Consider the following 13909-nt stretch of genomic DNA (forward strand, 5'->3'; position numbering starts at 1 on the left):
TTTGAAAAACGGCAAGAAAACTTTTATGCTACTATCCAAGCGTTGCCAAAAGTTCACAGATGTTCAGATCAAGGTGATTTGAAAAGAATATTTTATTGGCCAAGTAAAAAAGGAGATTGTTGCATGAAAGCATTCAAAAAGATTTCCCGAAGAGATGCGATGAGCGCGTTTATTGCAGGTCCATTGGCTTTTTTAGCGAAGGATGCCAGGGCTTTCTCAGATGGGGCAGACGATTTTAGAGCCGTTTCTCAGGTACCAATTAGTCAATGGCAAAGCGTCCTCTCCATAAACGAACTTCGAGACGTTCTTCCAGGTCGTGGCAACAGTGAGTCGTATGTACTTGTTGAGGGACATACAACCGTAAATGATGACGGTGGTGGTCTTTTTAAGTTTGAGCCAACTAGCTACGAAGACGATGATAATGGCATTGTAATCAAGCCAAATTGGGATCGCGAAAACGGTCGCTGGTTGCGTGTCCGCGAGAATTCTGGCGTCATTAATGTTGCCTGGTTTGGCTTGGCGGGCGATGGTGTGCAAGATGATGGCATTGCGATTCAGGCTGCCTTGGATGCTTGTCCTTTGAATGGGGTTGTTGTCCTTCCGCAGCCAGATTCCTATTATCGAACGACTAATTCGCTTCGTATGGTAAGAAGTCAAGAGCTGATTGGTGTTGGGATTATGCCCACAATTTGGCTCGATGGTTATGAAGCTCCAGTAATTACAGTTGAAATGCCTTTAGGTTCAATTGTTATTTTAGATAATATGAGATTAATTGGCGGAGCCAAAGGTATAGATTTAAGAGGAGAAGGTTTAACACGCCATACGCGCATTCGTAACCTTGATATTCATGGATGTTCCGAAGTTGGGATTGACATAAATACTGGTATGATTGGCGCACGTTTTGAGAATGTTCAAGTTCGGGCCAGCCCAAATTATGGCATTCGTTGTTTGAATACCTCAGCCATTATCAGCGTCCAATTTGTTTCTTGCCGGATCGTGACTACAGATGTTGCAGCTATTTATTTTGCTCATAATCATCAATCTTCGATTCATGCAATTAGCTTTTTTAGTCCGATTATTGAAGGAAACCGAGGGGCTGGCATTGTGTTGCGTGGCGGTTACTTGCTTAGCTTACACGATGTTCATTTTGAAAGAAACGGGCTTTTCACCGGAGAACCAGACCTCGATATGGGTTCGAATGAATATTTGCGTGCCTTGTGTGAAGTTCACTTTGAACGTGGTTCGTTTTCCGCACCGAGTGACTTGCAAGTTGAAAATGGTACTGAGCGGATACGCTTTGCAACTCACCATGTAGGTTTAATCATGAATGGCACAAAGATTAATACCTCAACTGTTATTAATGCCTCTAATGAATCGGCTGGTGTTTGGATGGCCTTCACAAACACGCAAACGGTTCCAACTATCATAAACTATCCTGGAACGGCCGTAACCTGGACGCGCTTCGGTCACATGTATTTAGGTGCTGGCTTAACTACATCTGGAATTGCCTCAGCTGCAACATCTAACGGCACACCATTTCCCTTTAATTTATCTGGCTCGTTTGACATTGAGGATGAAGAACTAACTGCAACTGTAAAGTTTGTCGCTGATGAGCCCTCAACTCAATATAAACTCGCTGTTACCCCATCTGCTCGTAGCGGTAGCCCAACGGCGGGAAGCAATCGTATTGAATGGATAGACAAACATTTGGATGGTTTTACCGTATATCTAGAGCAACCACCAGGCGAAGGGAATAGTGTGACTTTTGATTGGACCTTAATTCGTTAGGCTTAATTTTCTCTTTCAGCTACCATCCGTATGGCAGCAATTTGGTCGCTGGTGAGGTGGGCGATGCCGGGGTCCATCGTTTTTTCTAGGGCTTTTTCGGCTTCATCCAGCAACGATTTAGTCTTATCGAATTCTTGGCGCAGGAGGGCAACGGCCGTTTGCGCCAGCAACCTTGTTTGGGGTTCACTAAAACCATCTTTGCCAGCTTGTGCCATGAATTGCTCTGCCTGTGCCAAATCTTGCCGTACCCATGCTTCAAAAAAGGCGGCATTATGCCAAACGGCCGTTTGCGCCACAGCTGGTTGCAGATGATTGCTGTCTAGCAGACGCTGGAGCTGTTTCCGCGCTGTTGTTAAATCGTTCTTATCCAGTGCATGGGCGTACAAAAAAGAGGCGATCGTTGGGGTGAGATTGTTCGGTTCAGAATTTGAGGTAAGTAACTGGTTTATTAGGTCGTCATCCCAATCTCGTGGGCGAATGCCCGCCATGGAGTTGGCTGAAAGCAGGGTGATGAGGTTGGTGTTCATGGCTGCGGGATCGTTGCGCCACAATTCAAGTAGGCGACTGCCGTCTGACTTTAATCCACCTGTTTCTGAGGGAATTAGCGTGCCGAGGCTGATAGTCAAAGAGGCAATCCCCAAAATCTGGAGGAGTAAGTAACCAACTGTGATTTCATTATCCATTGGTTGCAATATCAGGCCAGGAAGCAAAAATAGCAGCCCACATACCAGGCTTGTAATTGGGCCGCCAGCAATCATTGATAAAAAACCAGCGCGAAGATTGTGATTTGAAGTAGGAAAACTGGCGGCAATTCCCCCAGCCAATGCCAATGAGCGGTTCAGGCCAAACTGTGGGCCAGAGGCGGATCTGGTTACTTTTAGCGGCCCAACGATCAGCAAGACAAAGCGAAATCCTACCAGCTTACCACCCAGTAAATGCCCCAGTTCATGCAGCAGAATCACGAACAAGAAGCCAATAATGCTGCCAATGACCAGTAATCCAAGCTCCAATCCAGACAATTTGATTTCACTGTCAATGAGTGAGCCTATTCCGTACCCCACAATCAGACTCAAGGTAAAGAAGAAAAGAAATGACAAAACAGTTTGTATTCGGCTTCTCGGTTTTTTGGATACGTTAGCATCGGGTAAGGTAAGGGGCGGAATCGTTTTGTCTTCCATGGCTCATTAAATCCTCTGTTTAGTGCAAAGTTGTGATTTAAGCACGTTTTTAACAGATGACAACTTACCAATTGGAAAAAGAGACTGAAGTTAATCTCCAATCTCCGTTCTCTAAAAATTACCGTTTAACCATCGGCAGGTAGATGAAGTAATCTGTGCTGCCGCCAGGGTCCACTGTAGGCGTCATGCCAGGGGTGGGGGATGGCCCAGGCGTAGGTGATGGCCCTGGTGTTGGCGTAAAGGTTGCCGTGGGAATGGGAGTGTTGGTCGGCGTTGGCGTGTTTGTGGGAATGGGCGTCGGTGACGGCGTTGGTGTGTTGGAAGGCGTTGGCGTCGGGAACAGATTTTCGGTGGAATCTGCCGCGTAGGTACCGCGCGTCAAATCGGCCGTGTCGAGTCCACTAATCTGGAACATGCCACCCTGTGTGGAAATGCCCGTTACCAAATCCCAACAGGCGGCATTGCCGGGAGCCGTACAATCTGCCGTACTGCCCACTCCCATCAGTCGCTGCTGGCTCAACACATCTGCCTGACATTCAGGATTGCTATCAACCGGCACGCGCATTGTCCAGGTAGTGCCGTCGGCAGGGGTGCCGCGCACGAAAAATTCGTAATAATCGGAGCAAAGGCTGGTGCTAGATGTATTCAGTGGCGTGTCGAAGGGGGCGTTGGTGAGCGAACGGCCGTAACTCACAATCACCGGATTCCCACTGTTGCTGCTGCTTGCCAGTTCCGCATCACCCAATTTGGTGCGGCCCAATCGGCTGGAAATTTCCGACCAATCCACCACGTTGGCCGCCAAACGCGCATCCCAGGCAATTTGCGGTACGCCAGAGCCTGCGGGTGGTGTTTCGCCAATGGCTACGCCCCAGAAGTTGTTTTCCAAATTGGCCGTGCCGCTGATTGATTGGTTGTAGGCGATGCTGTAATCGGCAATGTTGTTGGCATACGCTTCGATGGTGCCGTCGGTTTGCTGGATGGCGGTGTTGTTATCGAATAGCGTATTCCCCTTGATGATGACGTCGCTGAGGCCATTCAAATTGATGGCCTGGTTGAAACCGGAGATGGTGTTGTTTTTGATGAGAATACGGCCGTTGCCCGCCGCCCGAATCGCTGTCATTGTGTCACAGTTGGCAGAGCAGGTGATGTTGAGACCAATGACAGAAATGTTGCCAACACCTTGCCCGGAGATGACGCGGCTGTTGCCCCCGCCGACCCAGTTCAAGGTACTGTTTTGGCTATAAATGACGACGTTATTGATACCGTTGCGGCCAGAAACCAGCGGTGCGCTTATGTCAAAATCACCATGCAGCGTTAGCGAATCACCATCTGGGATGGTGTCTAGGGCCGTTTGGATATCGGTAAAGTCACAGCCGCTGGCGCAGACGGACCACGGCTCGACCAATGCTTCCAGGAAGTCCAGAATGCGCTCGGCATTTTCAGAACCAGCTACCACAGATGGCCGTCCCACCAGGCCAAAAGCGGGCGATGCCTGGAACTCGGTGCCAGCATAAAAGGTGATGGCGCGGCGCAGATCGATGCGCGTATGGTTATGGAAAAATGGCCCGGTTAGATCCGTACCAAACAGTCCCGGCGTGCTATAGGTTCGGGTGCTAACACCATTGCCATCTGGTAGCTCAGGTGGCATACCGTCCAGCGCATTGACTGGAATTTCATCGGTGCCGGTGTCGAAGAGGCCATTTTCGCCCTCAGCAAAGCCCCGAATGGTGCCATCGGTGGTGGCTAGCACCGGACCGGAGTGGCAGCGGGAGCATTTGGCGGCAGGACCAAAAAAGATTTCGCGGCCTAAAATTTGCTCATCGGTCACGGCAAAGCGATCCAAATCGTAGTTGCCGTCATTGGGCAAGCGAATGCCAAACTGGAACTCTTCCAGAGCCGTGCGTTCTTCTTCGGTGGGCAAGCGGAAGTCGATGCCTTCACGCCGCAGCAGGCTACGGGGAGCGTGTTGCTCCACAGCCCCAGCGGAAAAGTCGCCTAAATCTGGTTCTTGCGAGCTAAAGCCGTAGGGGGCGGTGTGTTCTAAATTAAAAAGTGCTGGGGAAGCACGGAATACCTCTAGCTGGTCGAAGCCGTCAATATTTTCCAGAATGAGCGCACGGCCGTCTGGGAAGCTCTGAACATTGGTAGAGGGGCCGTGCATCATGGTGAAGTTTTCTAACCCGTTCACGCTGCCATTGACTGGATTTGGCCCAGCCAGATCGCCATTGGTGAAGGAGACAAAGGTGGCGCTATTGCCAAATTCGTCGGTGATGGTGCCAGAGAGGTCGTCGCCGCCGTAGATAAGGTAGGTGTCTCCGTACCCGGCGATGACGGTAGCCGAGCCCGTGCTGCCCGTAACCTCACCGCGCAAATCGCTGGGCTGGGCAAAGCCGCTGGGGGCATTGGAGGTTACAATCAATGTGTTCACGTTATATTCAAACACAAAAAGAACGTCATCGGCTGGTTTGTTGAGCACTTGGTCAGGTGAGAGGCCAAAGTCGCCGTTATCCGGCACGTGGCAAGAACCGCAGGTACGGCCGTTTCCCAAAAATGTCTCCTCATTAAACAAAATCTCACCCTGGTCAGCCAGGGGTGCAACAGCGGGAACTACCGTAAACGTTTCTCCTGCCGTGTTGATGGGATCAGGGGCGCTCATGCCAAAATCACCGTTGCTCTGTGTACCCGTGCCAAAACCAAACCCGGATTGGCGGCTGAGCGCGGCGGTGTTCAAAATGGGCAGGTCAGCCGAATTTGCGCCATCGTCTGCACCGTCGGTGCTACCCGTGTAGCCTGCACCACCGTAAGAAAGTGCCACGTTAACGCTAGTGCTGTTGCTATTGTCTGGGTTGTTTTGGAAAGCAACTTTACCGGCAATGGGAATGATGTCGGCAGGCATGATGAAGTCGGGAGTAGGTGCGCCGGGGAGCGCGGCAAATTCAGAAGTGGCCACAAGCACTGTGTCATCCCCATCAGCCGGGTCGCTCGGGAACACGAAGCGACCAGTTTCCATGCCGAGTGCATTGTAGAAAACGAGCATGGCTCGTCCCGGTGAGCCTGCCGGGTCCTCGGCCTGAGGTCCCCACGCTTTCTGGGAATCATCGGCGGCTTCTAGCACAATGTATTGCACTTTAGAGTCGCCGTTCATGCCGGCCATGACTTCATTGATGCGTACCAAATGATTGTTGGCACTGGCTAGCCGCGTGGTTGTAAAAACGGCAACTGCCGCCAAAAACAAAAAGGCGGCAAAGACAAATAGCATATGCAATCTTTTTACGGGAATATGCATGTTTCCTCCACAAATTCATCAACTGTCTATTACAAAGCTGCCCAGCCCGAGTTTAAACTGGCTGATCTGATTGGGGATCGATGCATAAAATTTACATATCTGGGCTTACATACGCGCTTACGGGATGATGTTTGTAGGGAGGTAGGAGATTGATGAATTGGAGATTGGAGATTATCAGTCTCCAATCTCTAATCTCCAGTCTCTTTTTACCTATGTACGATGGGGAGGAAAGTTTCGAGGCCTATTGCTTTTTGTATCATGACGGTGGGGTGGGAACGGCCGTTCGCCTCCCACAAATCGTACATTATTTGCCCATTGCTGTTGGGGTTGCCAAAAAACGGGCTTTCATCCCGCAAAAATTCAATATATTCCCGCGAAGCAACCTGGTGCATCAAGCGCACAATCACGACTTCTGGTTCAGCAGGCAGCATGTACGTGGTGGTGTCCCAATATTGCCCGTTGGCGTAGCGAGCCGGATCGGCTGCGCCGCTGGTGTAGGGTGCAGCACCAGCCGCCTCAAAAGCGGCAAAGTCGTAGCCGCGTGGCGGAATGCGGTTGTCGTGCAAAATCTCGTTGTTCAGCACAAAGTGGAACGATTCGCCTGCGGGCAGTCCCAACTGTGCCGCCAAATCTGTAGAAATACCGTGCTTGGCTTCGTAAAGCTGCAAATCGCTATCTTCGGTCAGGTGACCCGTGGCAGCGTCGTAGGTACCAGAGCTATAGATAAGTGCCCCATCGGCATCATACGCCTCCACTTGCAGCCACATGCGTCGCCCCTCGATGTAGCCCGTGGGCAGCTTGTGGCCGCTGTTGTTGGTGACGGTGACAACAAGCTGCGTGCCCGTGAGCGAGATGTCCAGTTCGGCCGCGTTTTGCAGCATGGCAGTGGCTCTATCCACGCCAGCGTTTAGCGCCGCTAGCCGATCTGGATTGCTGTTGAAGGTGGCACTAAAGACGGGATGCTGAGGGATGATGGTCGGAACCCAATTGTTCGCACCAGTTAGGTCATGCAAGGGAAGGTCGTTCCGCACGGGGCTGCTGCTGGCATTACCAAAAAATGCACCACCCACGCCGGTCACATCCCGCATGTGGCAATCTTGGCAGGTGGAGACGCTGCTCTTGTTGCCGCCAAATTGGGGCAGCGCAACCCCTTGCGGCGTGTTGAAATCGCTCAGAAGCCATTCGCTGTAGGTGCGCTCGATGGGGAACATTTCGGTAGTGTCAGTGAAGGGCTGATTGACCTCGTTGAGAACGTAGCTTTGGCTCATTTCATCCCAAGTAAGGGCGGGGTTGCTAATATCGTGGCAGGTGCCGCAAAGGGCAGCATCTTGGTGGTAAGGCGAAGTGAGGGTGTCGAAAGCGCCTGCGCCAGACACGTGCGGGTCGAAGCCGTTATCGGTCACCACGTCGAAGGGTCCGCGTCGGTAATCGGCTGTGTCGATGACAAAGCTGGCGTTTCCGGCAAAGGTGACGGGGCTGGTGATAGCGGCCAGGACAGAGAGGTCGCGGTCTGGGTTTTCTGCGTTGGGGATGGGGTCAACCAGGCGATGACACACCTCGCACTGGATACCTTCTTGGTCTTCGAGGGTCATGGCAGAGCCGTCGACGGGCGTGGAACGGCCGTCTAGCCAGCCACGCGGCATGTGACAACGCAAACAAAAGTCGCCACCAAAGGCAACGTCGGCATTGGCAATGTCGAGGGCAGCGTAGAAGAGCGGGTCGCGCCCGGCCTGGGCCATCATGCTGCCTTGCCAGCCAAACCACGGCTCGTATTCCTCTGGCTGGTCAATTTGGCTACTGTAACCAGAGTGGCAGCCGAGGCATTGCTGTGGCGAATCAATCGTGTCGGTGACCTGATGGGGTTGGGTGCCGGGTTGGAAGAAGTCTAACAAGGTGGTGGTGGAGACAATGGACGTTAGGGGCAAGGCGTTGGGGGCAATGGGTGGGTGATTTGGCGGCAGGGCGACGGCGGTGTCGGGCTGCCGCAAAGTGGCAAAAAGTGCCCAAATCATTAAGAAAGCAAGACTACTGGCAAAGAAAATGGTAGTTATTTTACGCATACGTTTCCTCTACGATTTGTTATGAGAGTACCCGGATGGATACGGCCGTATTATAATCCCCTTCGCAAATCATGACACACAAAGGAAGTGCGATGCTTTTTAAGAAGAGCCTAAAATTACTACTTTTGTTTTTACTGATTGGCGTGTGGGTGTGGCCGGAAACGGCCGTTCCCCCCACACATGCCTCGAATGCCCAACAAACGGCCGTTGACCCTCGCTTTGGGGCGGTCGAGTCGTTTTGGGCACCGGGTGAAGCGGCCGAATTGGGCGTTGGCTGGGAGCGGATTCTATTTTACTGGAATGAAATCCAGCCAAACGGGCCAGACGATTGGAACACGCTGCACGTCCACGAGGAGTGGCTGGCCGAAGCCAACGCTCAGGGGCGCACGGTGGTTGGGCTGCTGAAAAACACGCCCAACTGGGCCACCGAGGGCGAGTTTGCCGCTGGCGTGCCGCGTGGCCTTTATTTGCCGGTGGATGATCCGGGCAATTTGTGGGCCAACTACGCCCGGCGGGTGGCATCCTACTACAGCGCACGGGGCGTTCACAACTGGATCATCTGGAATGAGCCAGACATTGCCCCAGATGTGTACGGCCATGAGTTTAGTGGCTCGATGGCCGACTATTATCAGCTGCTCAAGGTAGCCTACACGGTGATCAAGCAGGTTGATCCCAACGCCAAAATTCATTTGGGCGGCATGACCTATTGGCATGACCCCACCTGGCTGGGTCGGTTTTTGCAAATGGTGGCTGCTGATCCGGATGCCGCCGCCAACAATTACTACTTTGACGTGATTTCGCTGCACATTTACTTCCGCCCGGAGACGATTCCGACGATTGTGGGGAATGCGTTTGCGGTGCAGCAGCAGGCGGGCATTCCGTTGAAGGCAGTGTGGATCAACGAAACCAATGCCCGCCCCAGCACTGATCCGGAATGGCCGGTGGAGGTGCAGGCATTTCACATTGATTTGGAGCAGCAGGCGTGGTACATCGTACAGGCCTATGCCCTGGGCTTTTACTCTGGCGCGGGGCGGATTGCGGTGTACAAGTTAATTGACATAAACATTGCGCCAGGGGAAGAGTCTTGGGGATTGATACGGCCGTATGACTTCAGCAAACGGCCCGCATTTTACGCTTACCAAAACACGATCAAATATTTGGCTGGTTTTACCTATCCCATCCAGCGGGAGCAGGGAGGCAACTACACGATTGTGCGTTTTGACAGGCCGCAGGGCGTAACGCGGGTGCTGTGGGCGCGGACGGCCAGCAGCGTGACGCTAAACGTACCAGCGCTGGCTGACTCTGGCGTGCTGGTTGATCCGATTACGGGCGTGGAAACGCCCATTGCCCCAACTGGGGGTAACTACTCGATTTCGCTGACTGGCGCGCGCTGTACTGGGGAATGTTACATGGGGGGTGCTCCGGTGTTCCTGGTGGAAGAAGGCGCGGGGGGCGGTGGTTCGACCACGCCACCCGTCGTGTCTCAATCCAACACGCCGACGCCTGCACCGGCAGACGAGTCTGAATCGGAAGGGCCAACGGCCGTTCCCACAACAAACGCAACAGCCATACCAACCGATATCCCAGCTCCGACAGAAACGCTATTCCCTACAGCCACCAACATGCTGCCGCAGCCGCTGCCCAGCAATACACCGACGGCGACGAATACGGCCGTATCCCCCACCGAAACTGTAACGAATGAACCGCCAGCAACTGAGGTGGCCATCGTTCCCCCCGCGACAGCGTTGGCCGATGCACCTGCTGGCGATGGCGGTTCTCTCATTGTGGTGGAGGAGCCAGATAGCAATAATTTGGGTTTGTGGTTGCTGGGAGGTGCGGGTCTGGTGACGTTGCTTGGAACGGCCGTTTGGCTGCGCCGTTCTCGGTAGGTAGATTTTCTACTGGCGCGATTCTGCCAGCTTCACGCCTATTTGGGCGGCGATGGTGGCGTTGTTGCAGAGTAGCAGAATGTTCGCGTAGAGAGCATCCGGGCCGATGGCTTGCACCAAATGACGGACCATCCAGGAGGTAACGGCCGTTCCTCGGATGCCTTGAGCATCTTGTTCACGAACGGCTTTTTTGATGGTCTCGTTGATGACTTCATACTCGTAGCGATGTTCGTCTGGCACAGATACAGCTACTAGCGTGCCAGATTGCAGACCCAACCCACGTCTCGTCTGAATGAGGTTTGCAACTTCAGCTAAATCATCTAACCGGATGTCGGTAGATTGGCCGCTGGGCTGGGAGAAAAACGGAGCCAAATCGTCTGTGCCAACGCCTACCGTGAGCACGCCCTGCGTTTCTAGCACCTCACCTGTGGCTGGGAGGTCTAAAAACGGTTTGGCACCGCTACTCACCACCGTCACTGGCGTGCGGCCAAGTTCTGTGAGATCGCTGCTCACGTCAAACGGATGATGGCGGTGTACGCCGCCAATGCCGCCTGTGGCAAACATTTCGATTCCGGCCAGATGGGCCACAATCATGGTGCCTGCCACCGTCGTGGCCCCATCTTCCTGGCGTGCCACCACCAGCGGTAAATTGCGGCGATTGCAGCGATAGATTGTGCCAGCAGGCCGCGTGGCGACGTATTCCAACTGGTCTTCTGACAGCCCAACGCAAATTTTGCCTTGAATAATGGCAACAGTGGCCGGAGTTGCCCCTGCCTGGCGCACGGCCGTCTCCATCTGAACGGCCGCTTCTACATTTTGAGGGTGGGGTAGTCCGTGGGAAATCAAGGTGCTTTCCATGACCACCACGGCCCGATTTTCTGCCAAAGCTGCCTGAACTTCGGGATGAAGTTGAAGGTGTGGGTTCATTTTTTAGTTACCAATATAGCGTTGTGAATTTCTTCTACAAAGTAGAGTGCGTCGCGTAAACTGTTTTGAATCTGGGCTAAGTCAGAAAGTGGGTTTTCCTGGGTACGCAGCGCGGCAATGTGATCCACAATTGACATATCTAGATTTAACGCTTCGCCCAATTGAGGAACAGCATCAATCTCGCCAGGCCATAAATCTAAAGCGGCGCAGGCGGCTTCGGGGATATATTTCACATATTTGAGGCTGCCAAGAATCATTTTGGCTTCTTTTTGGGTGAGCGTTTCTTTTTTCAGCAATGGCGTGAGCGGCAAAAATACCTGACGGCGCATCACAAAGAAGTAAGATGAGTGGTACAGATGGTGGCTGGCAGCGGTACTGTTCATCTGCGGCCGTACATCCTCGCCAAACACAATTTTGCTGGAGCGGGCGGACTGTAAATTCGGCACCAGGGCTTTTGGCAGCCATGCTAGTTCATCTTCACCATAAAAACAGAAGGCGTGAATAACGGGCAGGCCGCTGGCTGCCAATTCTTGTCCAGCCTTCACCATCACCTCGAATGCTTGCCGAAACTGTTTTTTATCCTCAAAGACATCTTTCGCTAAAATGACCCAAAAGTCCAGATCGCTGTGGCCGGGGATAATTTCGTTGCGTGCCATTGAGCCGTAGAGCAGTACGGAACGGCCGTTTTCACCCAAATCATGAATCGTTTCTACAAATTGCTCAAAGGCGCGTTCGTAATCTGACGTAGTTAAATTCATGAGGCCAACTCCCGCAGCGAGCGTAAAAATTGCTCAAAGTGCCACACCGTTTCCAGAATATCACCATTTACATTTGCCTGGAGCTGTTGCTGAATTTGCAACGGACGTGTACCAGCAAATGCTTCAGCAAATTGGTCGGCCACCGTCGCTAGCGAAATATCCCAAATGCCGTGCAGCAGCAAAGCCGTCCCCATCAGATAGTTCACCTCTTGTGCCAGCATCGCCGCCAGTGCCTCGTCCTTACCATGAATCAAAGACATGAGCACGCCATAGCGACGCAAATAATCCATACAGCCTTCAATATGCCCAGCTAACAAGATTTTTGGGTCTGTTTGTGGCATAACGGCCGAACGCAAATCTTTACCAGCCAAAACAACCCCTTTGTGATTAAGCCAATAAAGCAAATGTGGCTGTTCATTTACTTGCAAAGGGGGGGCAAATAAGCCAGGTAGGGAAAGCTGAAATAGCTCTCGCTTGCGCAAGCAGCGGAGTGAATATGTGGGCGGTGTGGTTGCGTAGACATCGGCAACGCTTCCTAAAAAATCACGAACATCGTCTTGATAAACCACAATTATGCCACCATCCGTAAACGGATGAGGAAAGTACAGCAGGGACTCAACTTCAGCGGAACGGCCGTGCTGCTGGGCAAATGTATCTAATGATGCTTTGGTCATAACAACTTTTATGTGGAAATTTGCAATTTTGAAACAATTATTGCTGCTACCGTTATTTTAGCGGCACTTTTTGCTCTCTTGGCACAATAGTACAAATTTCCTGTTTTTCCATCCGAAATGCAATCAATAGGGTACCAAAAGCCTCTAAGATCGGAAGAAATTTCCCACTATATTTGTAGGGAATTAGTAGGATGTTTTTTACGAAACTTTTATGATTGTGTCGTGCAAACCTTAGAGAGTAATTTGAAACTCGATAATCGATTTCTCTTTGGTTTGTTTAAGTACCTGTCCGAATATTGGCCACAGAGTTCACAGAGAACTTAGAGGCAAAGGTTCATTGTTTAGGAAAAGATGGGAGAAAATGGAAGCAGACAGATTTAACAAGATAACCCGGCAAGAGGTTGCCAAAATTATGCGCGATGCTGGCCCAAAAGTTTGCGTCTTTCCCCTGAATGGCACACGCCGTTGGTTTATGCTAGAGCGTGCCCGCCCTGATCAGGACTTTGCGACCGCTTATCTTAATGGCATTACCACGCGACTAATTGAGATCATTCAACTACTGTTTGAGCATGGCGTTGATACGCTTTTGCTCCCCATCCTCAGCCCTCATCTTTTTCAAAGTCGAGGAGATGCCTACACCAAAATGACGGTGGAGGCGTTGACTTTACTTACAGACCATCCCAAATTTTTGCGTTTTTACGATGATCACCAGGTTCGAGTACGATTTTATGGCGACTATGATCAATATTTTGCTAATACCTCCTTTGAGCCTCTGGTAGAACATTTACAACATGTTGCAGAACGTACGTCATCACACAATCAGCATCGGCTTTTCTGGGGGGTGTGTGCCCACGACGCAACGGAAACAACGGCCGCTTTAGCCATACGTTACTATCAAGAACACGGCCGTCAGCCAGATAAGCAGGAACTGTTGGAAATGTACTATGGGGAAAGCATCCCTCCTGTAGATTTCTTCATCACGGCAGCCAAGCCCCGCGCATTCGACATGCCACTCGTTACAAACGGCCGTGAGGACCTCTACTTCACCGTTGCCCCTTCACCTTACCTAAACGAAACACAATTGCGGGAAATATTGTATGACCACCTTTACACCCGCCCCAAAAAAGAATCAGATTACAAAGATTTTGAGCCTGAGACTTGGCAGGCATTGCGCCAATTCTATGAGGTCAACAAAAACAAAACGCTTGGCATAGGCACCAGACAAAACGAATTTGGCGTGTGGCACCCCGTTTTCTGAGTTGAATCAGAGCATACCGTAAACATCCCCACTTCTGACCATCAGAAAACAAACAGAGAAAAGCTGGAATCACCTTAACCGTTAGTTTTAA

9 protein-coding genes are annotated in these 13909 nt (G+C 51.7%); 3 read left to right on the forward strand and 6 right to left on the reverse strand.

Features of this window, described 5'->3' with window-relative positions; translation table 11 throughout:
• Positions 1-123 precede the first annotated feature (123 nt).
• Positions 124-1788: a hypothetical protein gene (locus ACOQPU_RS03545; protein WP_420643752.1), complete on the forward strand. Its 1665-nt coding sequence runs from the start codon at positions 124-126 to the stop codon at positions 1786-1788.
• A gap of 2 nt (positions 1789-1790) precedes the next feature.
• On the opposite strand, the gene ACOQPU_RS03550 is transcribed toward ACOQPU_RS03545, so the two are convergent.
• The 3 genes from ACOQPU_RS03550 to ACOQPU_RS03560 form a co-directional block, all read right to left on the reverse strand.
• Positions 1791-2966 (reverse strand): site-2 protease family protein, encoded by a 1176-nt coding sequence (locus ACOQPU_RS03550; RefSeq protein ID WP_420643753.1) that lies wholly within the window; start codon positions 2964-2966, stop codon positions 1791-1793.
• A 118-nt stretch (positions 2967-3084) separates the two neighbouring features.
• A complete protein-coding gene (locus tag ACOQPU_RS03555) occupies positions 3085-6252 on the reverse strand; it encodes a hypothetical protein (RefSeq protein ID WP_420643754.1) in 3168 nt (1055 codons plus the stop codon).
• Between the two features lie 206 nt (positions 6253-6458).
• On the reverse strand, positions 6459-8312 hold the full coding sequence (locus tag ACOQPU_RS03560) for a hypothetical protein (protein ID WP_420643755.1): 1854 nt from the start codon (positions 8310-8312) through the stop codon (positions 6459-6461).
• A gap of 92 nt (positions 8313-8404) precedes the next feature.
• Here ACOQPU_RS03560 and ACOQPU_RS03565 point away from each other — a divergent pair, with 92 nt between their 5' ends.
• On the forward strand, positions 8405-10201 hold the full coding sequence (locus ACOQPU_RS03565; protein WP_420643756.1) for a hypothetical protein: 1797 nt from the start codon (positions 8405-8407) through the stop codon (positions 10199-10201).
• A 9-nt stretch (positions 10202-10210) separates the two neighbouring features.
• Here the strand turns inward: ACOQPU_RS03565 and ACOQPU_RS03570 are convergent, their stop codons facing one another.
• Genes ACOQPU_RS03570 through ACOQPU_RS03580 form a run of 3 tightly spaced genes read right to left on the reverse strand, consistent with a single transcriptional unit; the run spans position 10211 to position 12560 of the window.
• Positions 10211-11128 carry a pseudouridine-5'-phosphate glycosidase gene (locus ACOQPU_RS03570; RefSeq protein WP_420643757.1) on the reverse strand — a complete coding sequence of 306 codons (918 nt, stop codon included), beginning with the start codon at positions 11126-11128 and terminating at the stop codon, positions 10211-10213.
• Positions 11125-11886, reverse strand: coding sequence for a nucleotidyltransferase domain-containing protein (locus ACOQPU_RS03575; protein WP_420643758.1), 762 nt, complete (start codon positions 11884-11886; stop codon positions 11125-11127). Before ACOQPU_RS03575 ends, ACOQPU_RS03570 begins: the two co-directional genes overlap by 4 nt.
• On the reverse strand, positions 11883-12560 hold the full coding sequence (locus ACOQPU_RS03580; RefSeq protein WP_420643759.1) for a hypothetical protein: 678 nt from the start codon (positions 12558-12560) through the stop codon (positions 11883-11885). Before ACOQPU_RS03580 ends, ACOQPU_RS03575 begins: the two co-directional genes overlap by 4 nt.
• A gap of 361 nt (positions 12561-12921) precedes the next feature.
• Between ACOQPU_RS03580 and ACOQPU_RS03585 the strand changes: the two genes are divergently transcribed.
• Positions 12922-13818 carry a hypothetical protein gene (locus tag ACOQPU_RS03585; protein WP_420643760.1) on the forward strand — a complete coding sequence of 299 codons (897 nt, stop codon included), beginning with the start codon at positions 12922-12924 and terminating at the stop codon, positions 13816-13818.
• Positions 13819-13909: the final 91 nt, after the last annotated feature.

The organism is Candidatus Leptofilum sp. (genome assembly GCF_965223285.1).
Classification (GTDB): Bacteria; Chloroflexota; Anaerolineae; order Promineifilales; family Promineifilaceae; genus Leptofilum.